Annotated in this window: 16 protein-coding genes and 1 pseudogene; 7 read left to right on the top strand and 10 right to left on the bottom strand. The window is 68.9% G+C overall.

The features are described 5' to 3' along the window. Positions 1 to 24: 24 nt before the first annotated feature. Entirely contained in the window at positions 25 to 318 is a 294-nt protein-coding gene (locus tag OHB13_RS10095; RefSeq protein WP_266857293.1) for a gas vesicle protein GvpO, read from the bottom strand. A 499-nt stretch (positions 319 to 817) separates the two neighbouring features. Between OHB13_RS10095 and OHB13_RS10100 the strand changes: the two genes are divergently transcribed. Next, positions 818 to 946 carry an LPFR motif small protein gene (locus tag OHB13_RS10100; RefSeq protein WP_266857292.1) on the top strand — a complete coding sequence of 43 codons (129 nt, stop codon included), beginning with the start codon at positions 818 to 820 and terminating at the stop codon, positions 944 to 946. Positions 947 to 1,036: 90 nt separating this feature from the next. Here OHB13_RS10100 and OHB13_RS10105 read toward each other — a convergent pair whose 3' ends face one another. From OHB13_RS10105 to OHB13_RS10125, 5 genes are all read right to left on the bottom strand, one after another. Next, positions 1,037 to 1,363, bottom strand: a complete 327-nt coding sequence (locus OHB13_RS10105) for a plasmid stabilization protein (protein WP_266857290.1) — start codon at positions 1,361 to 1,363, stop codon at positions 1,037 to 1,039. A 344-nt stretch (positions 1,364 to 1,707) separates the two neighbouring features. Further along, entirely contained in the window at positions 1,708 to 3,822 is a 2,115-nt protein-coding gene (locus tag OHB13_RS10110; protein ID WP_328376824.1) for an alkaline phosphatase family protein, read from the bottom strand. 264 nt (positions 3,823 to 4,086) lie between these two features. Then, on the bottom strand, positions 4,087 to 5,475 hold the full coding sequence (locus tag OHB13_RS10115; RefSeq protein WP_328376825.1) for a lipase family protein: 1,389 nt from the start codon (positions 5,473 to 5,475) through the stop codon (positions 4,087 to 4,089). A gap of 334 nt (positions 5,476 to 5,809) precedes the next feature. After that, on the bottom strand, positions 5,810 to 6,499 hold the full coding sequence (locus tag OHB13_RS10120; protein WP_328376826.1) for a hypothetical protein: 690 nt from the start codon (positions 6,497 to 6,499) through the stop codon (positions 5,810 to 5,812). 75 nt (positions 6,500 to 6,574) lie between these two features. After that, positions 6,575 to 7,477: an oxidoreductase gene (locus OHB13_RS10125; protein ID WP_328376827.1), complete on the bottom strand. Its 903-nt coding sequence runs from the start codon at positions 7,475 to 7,477 to the stop codon at positions 6,575 to 6,577. 173 nt (positions 7,478 to 7,650) lie between these two features. Here OHB13_RS10125 and OHB13_RS10130 point away from each other — a divergent pair, with 173 nt between their 5' ends. The 5 genes and pseudogenes from OHB13_RS10130 (at position 7,651) to OHB13_RS10150 (ending at position 12,874) form a co-directional block, all read left to right on the top strand. Next, positions 7,651 to 8,493, top strand: a complete 843-nt coding sequence (locus OHB13_RS10130; RefSeq protein WP_328376828.1) for a helix-turn-helix transcriptional regulator — start codon at positions 7,651 to 7,653, stop codon at positions 8,491 to 8,493. A gap of 346 nt (positions 8,494 to 8,839) precedes the next feature. Beyond that, positions 8,840 to 8,977: pseudogene (locus OHB13_RS10135) on the top strand (IS256 family transposase); the annotation flags it as partial. Then, positions 8,974 to 9,711 carry a maleylpyruvate isomerase family mycothiol-dependent enzyme gene (locus OHB13_RS10140; RefSeq protein WP_328376830.1) on the top strand — a complete coding sequence of 246 codons (738 nt, stop codon included), beginning with the start codon at positions 8,974 to 8,976 and terminating at the stop codon, positions 9,709 to 9,711. The pseudogene OHB13_RS10135 and the gene OHB13_RS10140, both read left to right, overlap by 4 nt. 1,349 nt (positions 9,712 to 11,060) lie before the next feature. After that, the gene (locus tag OHB13_RS10145) at positions 11,061 to 12,230 is read left to right on the top strand and encodes a type III PLP-dependent enzyme (protein WP_328380259.1); all 1,170 of its coding nucleotides are present in this window, start codon (positions 11,061 to 11,063) and stop codon (positions 12,228 to 12,230) included. Beyond that, complete coding sequence (locus OHB13_RS10150) at positions 12,227 to 12,874, top strand: GNAT family N-acetyltransferase (protein WP_328376831.1); 648 nt, start codon at positions 12,227 to 12,229, stop codon at positions 12,872 to 12,874. The genes OHB13_RS10145 and OHB13_RS10150 overlap by 4 nt, the downstream gene beginning before the upstream one ends. A gap of 149 nt (positions 12,875 to 13,023) precedes the next feature. Here OHB13_RS10150 and OHB13_RS10155 read toward each other — a convergent pair whose 3' ends face one another. Together OHB13_RS10155 and OHB13_RS10160 are read right to left on the bottom strand one after the other, a co-directional pair. Next, a complete protein-coding gene (locus OHB13_RS10155) occupies positions 13,024 to 14,364 on the bottom strand; it encodes a glutamine synthetase family protein (RefSeq protein ID WP_328376832.1) in 1,341 nt (446 codons plus the stop codon). Positions 14,365 to 14,592: 228 nt separating this feature from the next. Next, positions 14,593 to 15,627 (bottom strand): 3-oxoacyl-ACP synthase III family protein, encoded by a 1,035-nt coding sequence (locus OHB13_RS10160; protein ID WP_328376833.1) that lies wholly within the window; start codon positions 15,625 to 15,627, stop codon positions 14,593 to 14,595. Between the two features lie 329 nt (positions 15,628 to 15,956). Here OHB13_RS10160 and OHB13_RS10165 point away from each other — a divergent pair, with 329 nt between their 5' ends. Beyond that, entirely contained in the window at positions 15,957 to 17,021 is a 1,065-nt protein-coding gene (locus OHB13_RS10165; protein ID WP_328376834.1) for an alpha/beta fold hydrolase, read from the top strand. A gap of 106 nt (positions 17,022 to 17,127) precedes the next feature. On the opposite strand, the gene OHB13_RS10170 is transcribed toward OHB13_RS10165, so the two are convergent. Together OHB13_RS10170 and OHB13_RS10175 are read right to left on the bottom strand one after the other, a co-directional pair. After that, on the bottom strand, positions 17,128 to 17,961 hold the full coding sequence (locus tag OHB13_RS10170) for an ABC transporter ATP-binding protein (protein WP_328376835.1): 834 nt from the start codon (positions 17,959 to 17,961) through the stop codon (positions 17,128 to 17,130). Further along, positions 17,958 to 19,826, bottom strand: a complete 1,869-nt coding sequence (locus OHB13_RS10175) for a dipeptide/oligopeptide/nickel ABC transporter permease/ATP-binding protein (RefSeq protein ID WP_328376836.1) — start codon at positions 19,824 to 19,826, stop codon at positions 17,958 to 17,960. The genes OHB13_RS10170 and OHB13_RS10175 overlap by 4 nt, the downstream gene beginning before the upstream one ends.

A 19,826-nucleotide genomic window follows, 5' to 3' on the forward strand; every position in this document is an offset into this window, starting at 1 on the left:
CTCTTGGCCGGGCCCGATCCGACCTCAGCGGTCGATCTGCCCCTTTGCGTAACGGCGAATTCGTTCGTAGCCCACGAGTTGCCCTTGCAGGTCGAGGGAAACCCGGTACGTGGCCATCACGCTGGCGGTGTCAGGAACCTTTTCGAGCTCCACGACCTCAATGTCCGCGGACCAGCCGTCGTCCACCGCCTTCAGGGCGGAGACCGAACTGGGCTCACACTGCAGCAATTCACCGAGCTGACCTGCGGCTCGCCGCATCGCGGTAGGAACATCGAGACGCTCGCGGCTTTCACTGTCCTTACTGTCCGTCGTAGCCATCATCCCGCCTGTCGCGCACTGAAAGACTTCACCGACCCCGAATAGAAGTCCGGTGACCGCTTGTGCGGTTGTAGAGCGCGTGCCCCTGAGTACGGAACGTATGCCTCTCCCCTGAGGCACCCATTTCCGTACCGTCGCGTAACCGTCCCGTAGCTGTCGCGTACAAGCGAAGATCGAAATTGCGGATCCAGTCCGCGTGCAGGTCACAGCGGGGGGCGTTGAGCCGCGTCATGCCGGACTGCCGATACGGCGGTGATCACGACAGCAGACGGCATGCATGCCCGGACAAGGGACGGGCAGGCGGTACGGGACAGCGCGGCGGGACAGCGTGGCAGGACACGGCAGACGATCGACGCCGATCCCGATCACGGAATCCAGCATTGCCGAGCGGGCCCGTCGAGCAGGGCAGCAAACCACCCTTTCGGACTCGGCCAACGAATATTAGGTAGAATTCATCATAGGTTCCGCTCCTCCGGTTGCGGAGAAAGGGGATTTACCCATGCTGACTGCAATCGCAGATGTTCTGAGGTCGATCGGCGGGGCGATTGCCACCGTCGTGACCCTTCCTTTCAGGGCTGTGGCGCGACTCTTCGGCGGCGCCGCGGACAGCGCCCACGGCCATCACTGACCTTCCGGCCGGCTCCGCCCTGCAATCCCGGAATGACGCACCGCCCCTCCCGGAGCTGTTCCGGGAGGGGCGGTGCGTCGGGGCGGTGTGTCAGCGTCCGACAGCTTTGCGCAGCTGCTGCTTGTTCATTGTCGAGCGGCCTTCGACGTTCTTCTTCTTCGCCTCTTCGTAGAGCTGGTCCCTGGTCGGGCCCTGCGAGCCGCTGTGTGAGCGCTCGCCGCCGCGCTGGGATGCCGATTTCGGGTCCCTTGTCGAAACCTTGCCGGGCGACTTGGCCTCGCCCGCCCGTGCCCGTTCCTTGTTGACGGTGCGCGCGGCGATCTCCTCGGCCCGGCTCTCCGACGTACCGCGTTTTTCGGCGCTTTCCTTGACGTGCTCGTACTGGCGCTCGCGCTTGCGACTGGATCCTGCCGGCATGACATTTCTCCTTATCCATGCGTGCTCTGCTCTCCGCCTGCCCGCATTTGCGGCGCACCTCACACACTCGGTCCAGGAGCGCACCGCTGCAATCGGAGAGCCGCCGGGCGGCATTCGAACGAAGCGCCGGTGCGTCAGCGGGGCAGCACCCCGCACCGTGGCCACAGTCGTCCGATGCGATCGCAGGACCGGGGACCGCGCGTCTGACCGGGGCGCCGCGCGTCTCAGTCGAAGGGCCCCTGAGCGTCCGCTCCCGGGAAGTACGTACGTGATGGCGAGCAGCACGGCGCCGACGGCCGGAACGGCCGTCGGCGCCGAAGGAGTTCTTGCCCGGTCAGTTCATTTCAGTGGTGGCGGGCTATTTCAGTGGTGGCGAGCCGGCCGGCGTAGCGCTGCGTCCAGGTGCTGTCGGTGTCGGCGGTGACGACCACGTCGTAGTAGCCCTCCTGGGTCGGCCACATGACGACCTTCGTCCTGCCGGGGGCCACCGTGACCTTCTGGGTGCGGCCGAGGTAGTCATGGGCGGCGAGCGTGTAATGCACCGGCTTGCTGCCGCCGCCCCTGTTGTGCAACGTGAGCTTCACCCGGGCCTCGTGCCTGGCGCCCTCCCCCTTCAACAGGTCGGCCTCCACTCGCGGGAGGCCGCCGGCCGTCTCTCCGGCGGGCGCGAGCTGGCCGGCGAAGGAGCGTACGAACCCGTCGTTGGAGTAGATCGAGAACGCGTACTTGCCGTCGGTGGCCTTGGTGTCCCAGGTGTACTCGCGCGGCTTGCGTGCCGTGACGGTGAACGGTGTGTTGGAGAACGCCTGGTACTTGTCGGGGAAGACCTGGAAGCTCAGGGCCTTGTCCTCCGGGCCGCCGGTCAGGGTCATCGTGGCGGTGACCGTCCCCGATGCGGGGTCCTCGGAGATCACCGCGTGCGGGTGGAAGCTGAGCGGACGCGGCTTCATCTGGTCGGCGGCCATGGACACCGGCTGCTCGGCGAGCGGGGCCGTGAAGGTGGCGGGCCCCGGTTGCGGGTGGGTGAAGTCCAGGGCACTGGTCAGGTCACCCGCGATCGAGCGCCGCCAGTCGCTGATGTTGGGGCAGCGGAACGGCTTGCCGAGATGGGCCGCCCAGGTCTCCAGGAACTTGATCGTCGACGTGTGGTCGAAGACCTCCGATGCGACGTACCCGCCACGGCTCCATGGCGAGACCAGCAGCATCGGCACCCGCGGACCGAAACCGAGAGGATAGTCGCCGGCGTACTCGCGCGCCGTGCCCGGCTCGGGCCACGGCGGCAGCACATGGTCGAACTTCCCGTCGTTCTCGTCGTAGTTGAGAATGAAGAGGGTGTGGTCCCAGATGTCCGGGTTGCCCTGCAGGATGTCGAGGACCTTCTTGACGTAGCGCTCGCCGTGCAGGGTGTCCGCACCCGGGTGCTCGCACCAGTTGTACGGCGCCACGATCCAGGAGACCGCCGGCAGCGGGTGCTCCGCGCCGGGCCGGCAGGCGTCCTGGAGGTTCTTGAGGACCGCGTCGAGGTTGGCCTCGGAGTCGTCCTCGGGTGAGGTCGTACCCGAGTAGTACATGGCGTTGCCGCGCCAGATCAGCCCGGTGCCGGGCCGCAGCTTCGGGTCGTCGGCGCTCAGCCCCTCCGGGTCGAACCCCTTGAAGTACTTCAGCTCGTTGTCGCCGTAGTCGCCGACCCAGCTGCTGATGTAACCCTGCCGCCCGTCGCCGCTGTTGTCGGAGTAGAGACGCCAGTCGATGCCGGCCTGCTGGAGCTGCTCGGGCACCGTGGTCCAGGGACGGGAGTAGTTGGACTCGTCCGTATTGCCCGTCTCGGTGTTGGCGGTACCGCTCCACAGGTACTTCCGGTTGGGGTCGGTCGGCCCGAACTCGGAACAGAAGGTCTGGTCGGCGATCGTGTACTGGGCGGCGACCGAGTGGAAGAAGCTCATGTACGCGTCGCTGTGGTAATTCATGCAACTGGTGCCGCTGTGCTGCACCCACAGATCCCACTTGCGGTGGTCGACGTCACCCCAGGCACCGTGGTCGTTGCCCCAGGCGCCGTCGTCGACCTGCGGGGTGACGACGGTGCCGTTGGCGTCCTTCTGCTGGAAGACGGTGGTTCCGTCCTGGAACCGCAGCGCCTGCTTGTCGTTGAAGCCGCGCACGCCGGGGAACGAGCCGAAGTAGTGGTCGAAGGACCGGTTCTCCTGCATCAGGATCACGACATGCTTCAGGTCGGCGATGGTGCCCTTGAAGCCCTTCGGCAGGGCGTGCCTCGGGCTCGGAGCGGCGTACGCGGCGCCCGCCCCGGCGGTCGAGCCGAGCACCAGCGTCCCCGCGGCAACTCCCGTTCCCTGGAGGAAACGGCGGCGGGTGGCGCCGGTCGCGGTATCGGGTCTGTCGCCGAGCTGGGACTCGGGCGTCGGGTTGATCGGATCGGTCGGGATGACCGGATCGGGGGCCATGGAAGCTCCTCACGCAGGGGCACGGACAGTCGGGGGGTGCACGCCGTAGCGTGCTCATCGAAGCCACTGGATATCAACTGCGCGTGAACACCTGTCGAGCGAGCGGTGGCCAACGGAAATGGTCACCACACGGTGGGACGAGGGACTGAAGCGGCAGCCCGCGGCGACAACGCCGAGTGCGAGCGGCCGCCCGCCCGGCCTGGGCCTGCGCCCGGGCCGGGGGTGGTTTGGTCTGTGCGCCCTGGAGACCTCGCCCACAGGGCGTCAGCCAGCGGTTCCCAGTGCCGTCGTTTTCGGTGCCGCCGTTGTCGGTGCCGTCGTTGTCGGTATCTCCGGCGCGAGTGAGTTGCCCGCGGGGATCCGGCCGCAGTCCGACGGGGCCGTCTTGCCGGCGAACCTGTCATTGAGCCAGCCCAGAGCGGCGGGCGCCCACGGTACGGCGGCGCCGACATGGCTGAGCAGGTCGTACTGCTGGTACTTGATCGATGTGTTGCCCTTGTCGCAGTACTGCCGGGCCAGCGCGCGCACATCTCCTGCGACCATCACCCCGTCGCCCCTTCCGATGCCCGGGAGGTTACTGAGAGTGCCCTCCAGGACACCCCCGCCGCCCTGCACGATGAACCCGGGGATGTCGGGGGTGCCGGCCGAGCCGAGGTTGAGCTTGTTCACCGCCTTGATGAAGGGGGGCACCGAATTCGGGTCCGCGTACTCCGGCTTCACCATCTTCTTCCACGTCAGCCCCGGGTACTGGCCCAGCGCGTTGGTGATCGACCCGTGTTCGAGCTTCTTGAACACCTGCGTGCCGTAGCTGTTCAGGTAGGGCGTGAAGTCGATGTCGTAGGAGCGCGCGGCTCCGATGACCGCCATGGGCGCGACGCCGGCCCAGACGGAACTGCCGCTGATGTACTTGAGGTTGTGTGCCGGGTCGACGAGCAGACCGCCTTCGGCGAAGCCCACCAGCCTCTTGTCGACGTCCGGCGCATAGCTCGGCGCGAGCGCGGCCGCCCAGTGGGTGGCGATGGCTCCGCCCGAGTAGCCGGCCAGACCAACCCGGGTGCGGGAGTTCAGACCGGTCTCCGGGGACCGGCTCGCGGCCCGGATCGAATCCAGCGTGTTCGTTCCGTACTCCGGCCCGGCTGCGAAGTCGGCGGTCTGCCCCTCAGTGTCCGGAATGACGACGTTGTAGCCCGCCAGCAGCAGGGGCGCCATGAGGAGGGACTCTCCGTTCGCGATCAGGCCACCGAGTGAGACGTCACCAGCGATCGCCCGGGACGGTGAGTCCGCGGGGTTCAGGGAGTCGTAGAACGACTGGTACGACACGGCCTTGGCGCCATCGCCGTTGGGGCTGCGTACGATCGAGGTCACCCCGGCGGACGGGCGCCCCTGGGCATCGACTGTGCGGAACAGCAGCTGGATCGCTTTGACCGGCGTCGGGATACCGAGGACGTGGTACTGCAGCGTCCGCGTCTTGAGCACGGCGCCCGGTGCGTACGAGGACAGGGGCTTACTGCCGTCGTAGGTGTAGAACGAGTCTTCCGCCGTGGCTGTCGACGAGGCGGAAGGAGTGGCCACAGCCGTGGCCGCTGGAACGACCGCGACGGTCAGAGCAGCGACAACTGCGGTTGCCAGCTTCCGGATAGCGATGCGGTGCATGGTCCCCTCGGATTCGTCTCATGGATCACAGGGATGGCAAACGCGTGTTACCTAGCGGTAACAGCGTCGGAAATTACCATCCGGTAGGGGACTTGAACAGAGTTGCGGCACGACCTTCCGGCGCAGGGACATACGCCTGGTGGGCGCCGCCCGAGGCCCGACTCCCTCCCTCGGGCCGGCCGGCCAGAGCGATGCCGCACGCGACCGCGCTATCTCGACAAGGCCAGCCGCCTGCGATCCCGCGTCGTCTCGAATCTCGAACCACCTGAGGGACTCCGGACGTTCCAGGGGGCGCGGAGCCGGGAGGGCGCGGCGCCTCCCGGCTGCTACCGGTTCACACCGGCGAGGGCAGGTGCACCGCGGGCAGCAGCCCCAGCTCGATCTCCCGACGCGGCAGCGACAGCCCGAGATGCCCGCCCACCGCCGCGAACAGCCGCTTCGCCAACTCCTCCTCCACGCCCTCGCCCTCGTCCTCGCCCTCGTCCTCGGGGTTCTCGCAGCCGGGGAAGGTGTCCCGCACCGCCCCGGCCCGGCGCATGGCCGCGTCCAGCGCGGCGAACGTCCCGAACCGGTCCCCGGGCGGGACCGCCGTCTCCAGCAGACTGTCACCGGGCTCGCCGGAACTCACTTCGCCGGCTGCGTCGACGTAGCACACCCACGGGGACTCGTGCAGGAACCGGTCCAGGCAGACGAGTTCGTCACCCGGCTCCACCAAGGTGTCCTGGCCCAGCCGGTCGAGGAAGACGAGGTGCCAGGTGGACCGCTCGACCTCCAGGACATACGTCCACTCGCCGCTCCGGCCGAACATCGCCACACTGTCGCCCGGGCTCACCCTCAGCCTATCGAAGTCCTTGAACTGTGGCGGCCGTTCGGCCCTACCGCGGTCGGCGCCGAGGCGCACCACAAAGTCCACCGGGTCCACGCCACGCACCGCCGTGAGGCTGATGTCCGCGAGCATCCCGTCGTTGACGATCGCCCCGCTGCACCAGTGCTCGCCGATCCACGCCAAGCCGTTGTCCGTCACTGTGACACCCCCTCCCTCGACCTTCGCGCACACGCTACTGACCTCGGCTCGGCAGCGAGGGGCAGTCCCCCAGCTCTACCCACGGCAGGCAGCCGGTTTCCGTAGCGGTACGGAGCTCTGCTGTCCCATCTCGTCGCTCTGCGGGAAGTCGGTGGAGAGAGTGAGGTCTTCCCAGGTGTCGAGGTCGTGGTCGACAGCTTCACGTCCAGCGCGGACCAGGCGCAGGGCGTCGGAGCCGAGGACCAGGTGAGCGGGCGGATCGGGTGTGTCGAGGACACGCAGGAGCGCGTCGGCGGCGCGGGCCGGGTTGCCGAGTTGTCGTCCGTCGGCCTTCTGGCGGGCGGCGCGGATGGGTTCGAAGAGTTCGTCGTAATCGGGGATGGTGCGCGGTGCGCGGATCATCGAGCGTCCGGCCCAGTCGGTACGGAAGGAGCCCGGCTCGACGGCGGTGACGTGGATGCCGAAGGCGGCGACTTCCTTGCCGATGGATTCGAGGATGCCTTCGAGTGCGTATTTGCTGCCGCAGTAGGCGGAGACACCGGGGAAGCCGGCCAGGCCGCCCATGGAGGTGACGGCCAGGATGTGCCCGCGGCGCCGTTGGCGCATGAAGGGCAGGACGGCCTGGATGGTGGCCGCGGCGCCGAAGACGTTGACGTCGAACTGGGCGCGCAGGTCGTCCAGGGAGGTTTCCTCGAAGGTCCCTTCCAGGCCGTAGCCGGCGTTGGCGATCAGTACGTCGACGGGGCCGATTGCCTCCTCCACCTCGCCCGTCACGGCGAACACGGCTTCGCCGTCGGTCACGTCGAGGATGCGGGCGTGCGCGCGTTCCGGGTGAAGCGCGGTGAAGGCCGACGCGTCGGTGCCGCTGCGGACGGTGCCGACGACAGTGTGGCCGGCCTCCAGGGCGGCGCCGGCGAACGCGCGGCCGAGGCCGCCGCTGACGCCGGTGATCAGCAAGGTCTTGGCTGTGTATGTCATGCCTGGTCCTCCTTGTGCAGGGCGAGGTGCTGATGGACGCCGCGCTCCCCTTCATTCATTTCGCAGGTGTCTTCGGGCAAGCCTGTGCCGCGGCGGAAGCGGGAGCCAGGACAGGCTGTGCCGGGGTACGGCGTACCCAGGCACGCCACCAGGGGGCGGCTTAGCCTGGGCTGGTGACCAGCAACGATCTCGGAGATTTCCTGCGCGCCCACCGTGCACGCCTGCAACCCGGTGACGTCGGCCTCGCCTCCTACGGCCCGCGCCGGGTGGCGGGGCTGCGACGGGAGGAGGTCGCCGTCCTGGCCGGAATGAACAGCGACTACTACGCCCGGCTGGAACAGGGCCGCGAGCGCAGCCCCTCCCCGCAGATCCTCGACGCGATCAGCGGCGCCCTGCGCATGGACGACACGGCGCGCGAGCACCTCTACCGGCTGGCAGGCGCGGTACGGGACGACAACCGGGACCTGCCGGGGGAAGCGGTCGGTACACCCCTGAGACAACTGCTCGACGGCTACACGAACGCCCCTGCGTTCGTCCTGAACCCGGCGAAGGACTTCCTGGCGGCCAACGCCCTGGCCGAAGCGCTGTTCTCCCCGTTCGAAGCCGTGGACAACCTCGCCCGCATGACGTTCCTCGACCCAGCGGCACGGGGATTCTTCACACCCTGGGACAGATCGGCCGAGGCGGTTGTCGCCGGGCTGCGCCACGCCACGGGCCTCAGCCCCCACTATCCGCGTCTGTACGAGCTGATCGGCTCCCTGACCAGGGCGAGCGAGGACTTCGCCGCGCTCTGGGCATCACACACCGTCTACGGAAAGACTCAGGACGCCCAGGAACTCCACCATCCCGACGTAGGGCCCCTCTCGCTCACCTACCAGTCCTTCGATGTCCGCGGAGCGCCGGGACAACTGCTGGTCGTCTACCACGCCGAACCGGGAAGCGCCGACGCCCGGGCGCTCACCCTGCTCGGAAGCCTGCACGCCACTCGCCGCGGGCAGTCCGCCGGAGAACGGTAGTTCCGTACCTGACGCGAAGTCAGCTCTTGGCGGGAGCCGATCAGTCGGCCAGTGGAGAACGGGTTCCGGCGGGAGTGCGAGTGCGAGTGCAGAGGAGGGGATGACGCCCTCGCGTACGGATCGGGGGCTCTGGCCAACTGCCCCGAACCGACGGCACTCTCCGGCCGTGTGCATGCCTTCGGACACACGGTCGCTCACCTCCGGGCGACCAGTTGCCGACCTGATGAGCAAGGCTCAAGACCCGTGGATCGGCCTTGGGCTGGGACGTGAAAGGGCGTACCTTCCCGAGTGATCGATAGGTCACCGAGTAGACCGACGTTGCACCGTCGGTTGGGAAGGCGTGCTCATGCTCAGCAAACTCGTCGAGTCCGCCCAGACCCGCTGGCGGGCCGTCAGCGGAGCCCGCCTTGTGCCTCTCGTCCACGCCGGCGCCCGCTTCGAACGAGGAATCCTGGTCGATCAGCCCCAGGAGGTGGCAGCGTGACAACCGATACCCCCGCCGACTTCGACCCCGTTGCCGTCCTGGAACAGATCGATGCCGCCACCGAGCATCTGCTGCAAACAGCATCCCGGTTCGCCGAAAGCGACGTACGCGCGCCGTCGCTGCTGCCGAACTGGTCCCGCGGACACGTCTTGACCCACCTTGCCCGCAACGCCGACGGCGGCCATCGACTGCTCATGTGGGCTCGGACCGGCGTGGAGACATCGGAGTATCCGAGCCTGACCGCCAGGGACGAGGAGATCGAGAATGGGGCGGGCCGCAGCGCCGATGCGCTCGTGGCGGACCTGCGTGACAGCGCCGCCCAGTTCGCCGCACAGTATCGGCGGATGACGACCGAGGCGTGGAATCGAAAGGTCCGCTGGACTCGAGGTCAGGAACTACCTGCGGCACGGGCCGCTGATTCCAGGCTGTGCGAGGTGTTGGTCCACCACGTCGACTTGAACGCCGGCTACACCCCTGTGCAGTGGCCATCCCACTTCGTCCACGACATGCTGGACCGGGTAGTCAAGTCGTTCAGCGCACGTGAGAATGCCCCTGCCATGCGGTTGCACGCCACGGACACCGACACCTGGTATCGCATCAGCGATGATCAGCCAGCACCAGAGATCCACGGTGCAGAAAGCTCGCTCCTGAGCTGGCTGATGGGACGCTCCCCGGGCAACGACCTCGCCGTGGAGGACTGCAGGGCACTACCCAGCCCACCCTTCCTCTATTGATCACGCCCACGTACCCCACCGCAGATCGGTTGATCCACGACTCGTGACAATTGCTCCGACCTGATCGAAGCGGCCACCTGCACTACCGATCTGCCCAGCCTCCGGCGCTACGCCCAGCACCTCGGAGGACACGTGCGGCGCAGGGGCGGGTGGGCCGGAGGTCGCCCGATTCTCTGTCGGCAGGTTCGGGATCTTTGGGGTCCACGGCGACGACGTCGATGGTGAACCGGGCAGTGCTACCGACCGGCCCGCCTCCGGCAACATCCCGCACCACCCGCAGGGCTCCGAACGGGCGTCGCAAAGCGGTGTGAGGCGCTTCTGTCGCCTGAACCGTCCCCGCGTCCCCTGTGTGTCCCCTGGATCTTGGTCCGGACGTGTGAAGGGGGGTCACCACGCTGGCGTGGTGACGCGTCTCACCTGCGAAGATGCCGAAGGAACGGACATAAACACCCACTTCCATCCGGCTACAACCTCCTCGATCCCACTCGATCGGGATCGGTTAGGCGTTCGCCACACCAGTTTCTCTCCGCCCAGCACGACCGCTGCCCCCGAGCGGTAAGGCAGGCTCGGAGCCAGGGCCACAGATCACCTCTGCGCCGCAACGGCATTATTCGCGAGCCTCTTTCCGCACCATTACTCGCGGCGGGCGCGGTGACCCTGCGTAGCGGAAGATCGTCCAACGGAAGCGCCGGACGGAGCCGGCCGTACGCACCGGTCTGAGCCTCCGCCATATGCCGGACCAGCACCACGCCCCTGGGGGCGACGAAAACTGGACAGAAATAACGTGCCCATGCACCGAGTATCCCCGCAGGCGCGGGGTCAACGTGGAGCCGCTGGTGGTCCCAAGCGTCCCATGCGGTCCATCCCCGCAGGCGCGGGATCGACGGTGAGCGGCTCGTTCACGCTCTGTATAGGCGGCGTCCGGCCGCAGCGACGGCCCTTCCTTTTCAGCCGCGTTGCCCGGACGTTCGCGCCTGGGCCAAAGCACGCCGCAGCGTCTGCCAGTGCTGCGCACGCGGCATCGACGGCCGCTGCGGACCCCGACGCTGTGACGAGCTGCCGACACGCTGCGCGAGGAGAAAAGCCCGGTCAGGCGTCATAACCGACCTTCGCCCGCCTCGTTTCCCCTATGGATGCCAGCAAGTCCTCGGCATCGATCATCCGGTTGGATTGGAAGTTCACACGTGAGGCCTCAGGCCACCGACACGCGTCATATCGCCGAGCAGCGCCGGACGGCAGACCATAGCAACACCGGCCACCGCACCCTGACCGCGTCGGCCGCCGTGCACGCGTCCACCGGCTGCCACCCCGGCCAGTACGGCCGCCTCGGACAGCACGACCGTCCTGCACTGCGGGCCGCCCTCGCCGCCGCAACCGAAGACGCCATCATCTACGACCTGGACGGCGTCGGTCGCCAGTACACCGCCCTGTGCGCCGAACTGCCCGATGCCGCCATCCGGTTCGCGATGAAAGCCTGCCCCGTGGGCGAGGTACTCGACCACCTTGCCCGCCTCGGTTCCGGCTTCGATGCGGCCAGCCCGCAGGAGATCGTCATGGCGCTGCGCACCGGGGCGTCCCCCGAATCGATCCACTACGGCAACACCGTCAAGTCCGACCGCAACATCGCCGAGGCCTACCGGCTGGGCGTGCGCGACTTCGCCACCGACAGCGCGGAGGACGTCGCCGCGATCGCCGAAAACGCCCCTGAATCGCGGGTGTTCTGCCGGATCGCGACGACCGGCGATGGCGCGTTGTGGGGCCTGAGCCATAAGTTCGGCTGTTCACCCGAGGATGCCCTGCGGGTGCTCGGTGCAGCCCGGGCCGCCGGGCTGGTGCCCTCTGGTCTGTCTGTGCACGTTGGCTCCCAGCAGATGACAGCCGAGGCCTGGGGCGAGGCGATCAAGACACTGGCCGCCCTGCTGGACAGGCTCAACCAGCACGGCATCGTTCCGGACCGGGTCAACCTCGGTGGCGGGCTGCCCGCCCTCGGTGTCCTCGACCGGCGCGGCCGGCCACTGGAACCGCCGATGGACAAGATGTTCACGGTGATCCGCGAAGGCATGGAACGGCTGCGCGCCGTCAACGCGGCTCCGCTGACCTTTCTGCTGGAGCCCGGCCGCCACCTGGTCGCCGACCACGGCTCGATCCGTGCCCACGTCGCCCGGCTCACCTCCCGCCATCGGCTCGACGGCACCCGTGAGGACTGGCTCTACCTCAGCTGCGGTAAGTTCAACGGGCTCTACGAGGTGGACCAGTTGCAGTACCGGCTGGAGTTCCCGACCCGCCATGACGGGCAGTTCGTCAACGCCGTGGTGGCCGGCCCGACCTGCGACAGCGACGACTCGTACGCACAGGACGGCATAGTGCGGGTCCCGAGCACGACCACGTCCGGCGACCCTGTCTGGGTCCACTCCTGCGGTGCCTACGCCGCCGCCTACGCCACCCAGGGGTTCAACGGCTTCTCGCCGCTGCCGTACACCTGCGTCGGCGGCCCGGCTCCGGAAGGAGGCGGCGCATGACCGACACCCGAATCCGGCTGCTCCAGGAGGGCGACTGGAACGAGTTGGTGACGTTGGAGGAACGCGCCTACGTGGCGAGCGGCCTGTCCGAGGGAGAGGCGGCTCTGCGCTCCCGGCACCGTGCCTCCCCCTCGACCTGCTTCGTGTTGGAGCACGCGGGCCGCTTCGGTGGCTACCTGCTCGCACTGCCGTACCCGCTCTTCCGCTGCCCCGACCTGAGCCTGACCGAGGAAGGCGCAGTACAGGGGAGCAACCTGCACCTCCACGACCTGGTGATCGCCGAGCCCGCACGCGGTCGGGGCCTGGCTCACCGGATACAACAGCACTTGGAGGAGACCGGACGGGCGGCTTCCTACCAGACACTCTCCCTGGTCGCAGTGCACGGCTCGCAAGTGCTGTGGACCAGGCTGGGCTACCGCGCCAGGCCCGGGATCGGGCTCCCCGAGAGTTACGGCGCCGAGGCTGTCTACATGGTGAAGCCCCTGGAAATCGCTGTCACGCGCCGACTCCCGGGTCCTCTTCCAGAGGCGAAGCGGGCTGACGCGGATGTTTCCGTCCCGAGCGCGTTCCGCCGTTCCCGACCGGCCACCGGGGCGCTGTCCTTCCTCTTCGGATTCCCGCACGCCACCGGGGCTTCGGGGTAACCGTCGCGAACACACTGGGCGCCCCATGGGAAACCGGGTGCGCCCGGCCACCTGTCGGTCCGAAGCGGAACTGAGCTGCGGCAGGCCCGGCGCGACTGGGGGGTCATCTGCCGAGCCGTCGGGCCCCCAGCCGTTGCGTAACTCGCGCCTCAATACCGCCAGCGGACCGCCTTGATGACGTCCGCGTCGGTATGCGTCGCGAACAGCTCTGCCTCCGCCCGCCGGACGGCAAGCACGGCTTCGTACAGTTCGGCGCCGAGTGCCCGTCGGAGAAGAGCGGACTTCTCGTATGCGTCGGTCGTCTCCGACAGGCTCGCCGGGAGGCGTTCGACGCTGTCGAGGGCGGCGGGGTCGCCCAGGGTCTCGGGAGGCAGGGACAGGCCGGCGTCGAGACCGGCGAGTCCGGCGGCCAGCACGCCGCCGATCTCCAGATACGGGTTGGCGGTGGCGTCGAAGCACTTGAACTCCGCGTTGGCCTGCCCGGCGGTGGAGCCGGCGATCAGGCGCAGCGCCGCCTCACGGTTCTCCAGGCCCCAGCAGCGGTATGCCCCGGCAAAGCGGGAGGGGACCAGGCGCAGGTAGGACGCAACGCTGGGCGCGCCGAGGGCGAGCAGGGCGGGCAACTCGGCCAGTACGCCCGCGAAGAAGTAGTCGGCGTCGGGGTGCAGCCCGTGGCGGCCAGGGCCGCCGTACCCGAGGTTTCGGCCCTGTCTCCAGAGGCTGAGGTGCAGGTGGCCGCCGTTGCCGATCTCGCCCTCGGTGAAGACGGGCGCATATGAGACACGCAGACCGTGCCGGGCGGATACGGCCCGGATGGTGTGACGCACCAACATCGTGGTGTCGGCTGCCTCCACCGGCCCCTCGGCGGCGACCGAGACCTCGAACTGTCCGGCGGCGTACTCGGGATGGAGCTGCAGCACGTCCAGTCCTTGCCTGGTGAGGGCGCGCAGCACCTCCCGCAGGTAGTCGGAGTGCTCGATGAAGCGGGTCATCCCGTACCCGGGCCCGACCGTTGCGGGGTCTCCGGCGGCGTCGGCCACCACCCACTCGATCTCGACCCCGGCTCGCACCGAGAGCCCGCGCCGCTCGACGGCCTCGGTAGCGCGGCGGGCGAAGCCGCGCTGGCAGCCGGGGTGCGGGGTGCCGTCCTGGGTGTACCGGTCGGCCGGGGCCCAGGCCCAGCCGGGCTGTGCGGCGAGCGGGGTGAGCCGGTCGAGGTCGGGGACGAGCCGCAGGTCGCCCATCGGGCCGGTACTCGAAGGCGTGGTGGTGAAGGAGTCGTCCACCAGGGAGACATCGAAGCAGGGCAGAGCGCCGACACCGTACTGGGCGGCGTGTTCGAGTTGGGCGAGCGGGACGGATTTCACCCGGGTGAGCCCGGCGTTGTCGACCCAGCCGAACACCACCCCGTCGAGTCCGTCGGCAGTGAGCTGGGCTTCGACTGTCCGGGCCTGGGCGGCCCGTTCAGCCCCGGAGCGTGTGGTGGCCATGCCGCCCATGCTGGTGCTCGCGGCAGCGGGTGCACCAGGAATTGCTGCGAGTTCACTCGTCCGTGAATGGACGGAGCAGGGAAACGCGGGACAGGACGACGGACAACAACCCGTGGAACACGAAGCCTTTATTGGACCCGGGTGTTCGCGTTCAGGTTACCGACGCTCATGTCGTGCGGGAACGACGGGTTCGACAACCCGCCGAGGCATCTCGGTTCTGTGCGTCGGTCAGGCGTGCCGGAGGCAGAGGGTTCCCCACTGGAAGCCTGCACCGATCCCGGACAGCACGTAGGTGTCTCCCGGGAGGAGGGAGCCCTCGGTGACGGTGGTGTGCAGTGCGGTGAACAGGCCGGCTGATCCGGTGTTGCCCAGCCGGTCGATGGTGATGGGCGCACGCTCACGGGGAACGCCCAGGGCGGCCATGGCCTCCGTAAGGATGTTCAAGTTGGCCTGGTGCAGGAAGAAGTGGCGGACCTGGTCGATCGGCACTCCGGCGCAGTCGGCGGCGCTGGTGATGCTCTCGGGCAGGCGTGTGGTCGCAGCGTTCCAGACGGCGCGACCGTCCATGGACAGGTAGTGCTCTCCGGCGGCGACGGTGGCGGCGCTGGCGGGCAGCCGGGAGCCTCCGGCAGGGATCTGGACATCGTAGGAAAGCCGGGAGCCCAAGTTGTAGGAGAGCAGGCCCGCTCCAGGGGTGTCGGTACGGGTGAGGACCACGGCTGCCGCGGCGTCGCCGAAGAAGACACCAGTGGTGCGGTCGGTGGGATCGGTGATCCTGGAAGCGCAGTCGGCCGCGAGGAGCAGGATGGTGGTGATGGAGGGGTTCTGCAGGAGGTGGGCGGCGATCAGTATGGCCTGGATTCCGGAGGCGCAGGCGGCTTGGGTGACGTCCAGGGACAGAGCCCGGTGGGCGCCGAGGGCGTCTTTGACGATCAGCGCGGTCGACAGGAGCGGCTGGTCCCAGGTGTAAGTGGCGACGATGACCGCGTCCAGTTGCGCAGGCTCGATGCCGGCGGCTTCCAGAGCCGGGTGGGCGGCGGCGACGCACATGTCGGAGGTCGCCAGACGCGGATCCAGACGGCGGCGTTCGCGGATACCGGTACGACTGGCGATCCACTCGTCGCTGGTGTCCAGGGTGCGGGTGAGCTCCTGATTGCTGACGACCGTCGGTGGCAAGTGCATCCCGGTTCCGGTGATGGCGAACGGCACGGACAGGCCGACACCGGTCTGGTGGAACAGGGTCTGGTCCAGGGCGACGGTCACTCCGCGGCCCTCCGTTCGGGCGCGTTCGGTGCCCCTCGAAGAATTCCCATATTCCATTCCTTTCAATAAAGGTTCACGAATTCCCACAGTTCACAAATTCCCACACTTCAAAGCCCTGTCGCATTACAACGCCGTCGCATCATCTCACGGAAATCTGACCTGAAGTTCGCTTTAATCAATGAGGGTGATAAAAGATTCGACCGCTTGACTTCGTATAACCGGAAAGCCTTTGTCGTGCTGTGAGCGCTCAGGGGGCGGATACTGGCGGTGATCGATTTTCGAATATCTTTACGGAGGGGTCGATGCGACGGGACCGGCGGGACGGACGAGTGGCGGATTCCTTGCTCGCCCTGTTGAGCCGGGACTGGATCGGGGTGCCCGTCGCGGTGCTGGTAGCCGGAGCGGGCGCGGGGCTGGCCGGGGCGGGGATGGTTTGGGCGACGGCGCTCGGCGCCCTGGCGATGGCTGTCGGTGTGCTGCTGGCAGTGGGAGCCGTTCGCCACTTGGTCCTGATGGCCCACGAGCGGCGGGACAACCCCCCGCCGGGGCGGCTGGTCGGTGTGGGCGGCCGCCGGATGCATGTCCTCGCCGAGGGAAAGGCCGGGAACGGGCCGACGGTGGTCTGGATGGCCGGCGGGCACGCCCCCGGTGAGGACTTCCGGGAACTGCACACCATGCTGTCGGCCCGAGCCCGGTCGGTGCTGGTAGACCGGTTCGGTTCGGGCTGGAGCGATGTCGGGACCTTCCCGAGAACGACGGCGGGCGAGGCGAAGGAACTTTGGGCGGCGCTGGAGGGAGCAGGGGAGCAACCACCCTTCGTGCTCGTCGGTCATTCCTTCGGAGGGTTGCTGGTCGCGAACGCGGCGAGGCGTCGGCCCGATCTGGTGGCCGGTCTCGTGCTGCTCGATCCGACACCCCCAGAGGTTGTCGCCTTCGCACCGCGCAGCCGTCAGCTCGCGCGGATGCGTCGTGGTCTCCTGCTGACGGCGGTGCGGCAGCTGTTCGGTGCCCACCGCGGCCCGGGGGGCCGGGCGGGTCACAGTTGCGCAGCAGCGTCGGTCTTCGCCGAACTGTCGCCGTCCGGGCTGGCGAGAGTCGGCTGGGAGACTGTGGTGTACGACGGGGATCTCAGGGATCTGCCTCTGGTACTGGTGATACCCCGAGATCTCATCGGCGGTGAGGCAGTGTTGGCCGGCGCCCGGGACGCTGCCGAGGCCGAGCGGATCAGCCGCTTCTACCTCCGGACCAGGGTTCGGTATCTGTCGACGTCGACGTCGTCACGACTGGTGCACACGCCGGAGGGCACGGGACACGACTTTCCGCACGAGGTTCCCTCGTTCGTGGTCGGTGTGGTCGAGGACCTGGTGCGGGAGCTTCGTACAACCGGCCCCTGACTCTCGCGCGAAGTCGGTCCCGACCGGCGCCGGCGGGAGGAGAAGCCCAGGCTCATGACGGTGCCGACGTGTGCGCAGCGGCTGCCGAGAGCAACGGCGGTGCCGATCACCCGGCTCCGCCGGGAACCGTGTCCGGGCGCCCTACCGGTCGTGACGTCCGTTCCTCGGACGGGGTCATGCCCAGGGACGGCACGGAGGCGAGCAGCATTCGGGTGTAGGGGTGTCGCGGTGTGCGCAGGATCGTCTCGGTGGGGGCGGTCTCGACGATCCGGCCGTGCCTCATGACTGCCACGACGTCGGAGACGTGGCAGACCGCCGGCAGATTGTGACCGATGAAGAGCACGGACAGTCCGAGCCGTCGCTGAAGTTCGCGGATGGTGTTGAGGACGGAGGCCTGCACCGAGACGTCGAGCGCCGAGGTGATCTCGTCGGCGATCAGCAGGCCGGGATCGACGGCCAGGGCACGGGCGAGGGAAACCCGCTGGCGCTGGCCGCCGGACAGCTGCCGCGGCAGGCGGTCGGCGAGCCGTGGGTCCAGGCCGACGAGGCCGAGCAGTTCGGTGACGCGCTCGGCGCGGGCGGCCCGGTCGAGTCGGCGGAAGACGGTGGCAGCTTCGACGAGCGTCTGGCGGACCGTCATCCGGGGGTCGAGCGCGGTGTCAGGATCCTGGAGGACGACCTGGACGAGGCAGCCGAGCCGACGCCGTTCGCGGGTGGTACGGGTGTGTACCTCCCTGCCGTCGATCAGGACCCGGCCGCTGTGCACGGGGACGAGGCCGACGATCGCGCCGGCCAGGCTGGACTTTCCGGAACCGGACTCGCCCACGAGCCCGAGCGTGGTGCCGGACGGGATCTCCAACGAGACACCCTCCACAGCGGCGGGGGAGAGGCGGGGACCGGGGTGGCGGACGGTGAGGTCGGTCACCTGAAGGTTGGTCATGAGGCGGCCACCGTCTTCAGGCCCGCCGTCACCGGTGCCGGATGCCAGCAGGCGACCCGGTGGGTGGCATCGAGGTCCTGCAGCGATGGAGCCTCCTCGGCGCAGCGGTCCTGGCGGCGCGGACAGCGGGGCTCGAACGGGCATCCCGGTGCAGGCACGAGCGGGTCGGGCGGTGCGCCATCGATCGTCGGCAGTGGTCGGCCGCGGTCGGCAGCGAGGTCCGGCACCGAGGCGACCAAGGCCCGGGTGTAGGGGTGCCGGGCGCCGCCGTCGGCGAGGCGGTCGGCGGGCACGGCCTCGACGATGGTGCCCGCGTACATCACCAGGACTCGTTCGCAGAACTCCCCCACGAGTGCGATGTCGTGACTGATGAACAGGATCGCGGCGGAAGTGTCCCGCCGGATGTCGGTGAGCAGCCGGGTGATCTGCCGCTGCACAGTGACGTCGAGTGCGGTGGTCGGTTCGTCAGCGATGATCAGCCCCGGTCGCGTCATCAGCCCGGCTGCGATCATCACGCGCTGGCGCTGGCCGCCGGAGAGCTGGTACGGACGTGATCGCAGCAGTGCCGGGGGCAGAGCGACCCGGCGCAGGGCGTCGGCAGCCTCCGCGGCGGCCTGTGCACGGCTCGTACCGCGGTGGGCCCGGACGGCCTCGGTGAGCTGGGTGCTGATCCGCAGAGACGGGTTGAGCGCCGAGGCCGGGTTCTGGAAGATCACCGACAGGCCCGTCGCGAGGTGCCGGTCCCGCTCCTTCGGCGTCAGGGCGGCGAGGTCGGCTCCGAGCAGGCGCAGGGTGCGCCGGGACACCCGGGCACCGTAAGGGAGCAGGTCGGCGACGGCGAGCGCGGTGAGCGACTTGCCAGACCCCGACTCGCCGACCAGCCCGACGGCCTCGCCCGGCCGCAGCGAGAGGCTCACACCGCGCACCGGCTGGATCGTGCCGCCCGGGGTGGGGAGTTCGACGGTGAGGTCCTCGACCTGGAGGACCAGCCCGTCCACGGCGGGGCCACTCGGTGCGGGCGTCGGTGCGGGGGCGCGCGGTGCCAGGCCGCGGCGGGCGACGCTCCCGGCCAGGGCCTCACCGAGCAGTTGGAAGGTCAGGGCCGCGTAGAGGACAGCCAAGCCCGGGGCCAACGCGGGCAGCGGCTCGGCGTAGATCCGGTCGAGTCCCTGACTGAGCAGCAGTCCCCAGTCGTAACCGGGCGGTTGGACGCCCAGGCCGAGGAAGCTCAGCCCGGAGAGTGCGACCAGAGTGGTACCCGCCGCCGTGGTGGTGCTCAGGAGCAGCGGCTCCGCGATGTTGGGCAGGACGTGCCGCCACAGCAGCCGGTGGCGGCGCAGGCCGAGGACACGGGCCGCGGCCAGGTGGTCGGTGCCCGCGACCCCTGCGGCGAGGGTCTGGGCGAGCCGGGCGAATCCGGGGACGCCCGCCGCTGCGAGGGCCAGCACCGCCCCGGCGGTGCCCGCGCCGAATACGACCGCGAGGAACATCGCGACGAGGAGTGCCGGGAAGGCGAGCAGGAGGTTGATCAGCCCGGCGGTCAGCCGGCGGCCGCGCCGGCCGAGGACTGCGGTACAGGCCCCGACAGCAATTCCCGAGCCCGCGCCGAGCAGGACCGCCGCCAGCGCGAGCAGAAGGGAGGGCCGGGTGGCCGTCAGGACCCGGGCGAGCAGGTCCCGGCCGAGGCCGTCTGTTCCGAAAGGGTGGGCAGCGGAGGGGCCCCGGAGCACGGCCGAGGGGTCCGGGCGGTCGGCCGCCACGCCCCAGACCATCGGACCGACCAGGGCGAGCGCGACGAGTGACGCCAGCATGAACGCGGTGACCCAGGCGATGAGTGAGCGCCGGAAGCCGGATGGAAGGCACAT

The sequence above is a fragment of the Streptomyces sp. NBC_00440 genome, from assembly GCF_036014215.1.
Taxonomy (GTDB): Bacteria; Actinomycetota; Actinomycetes; order Streptomycetales; family Streptomycetaceae; genus Streptomyces.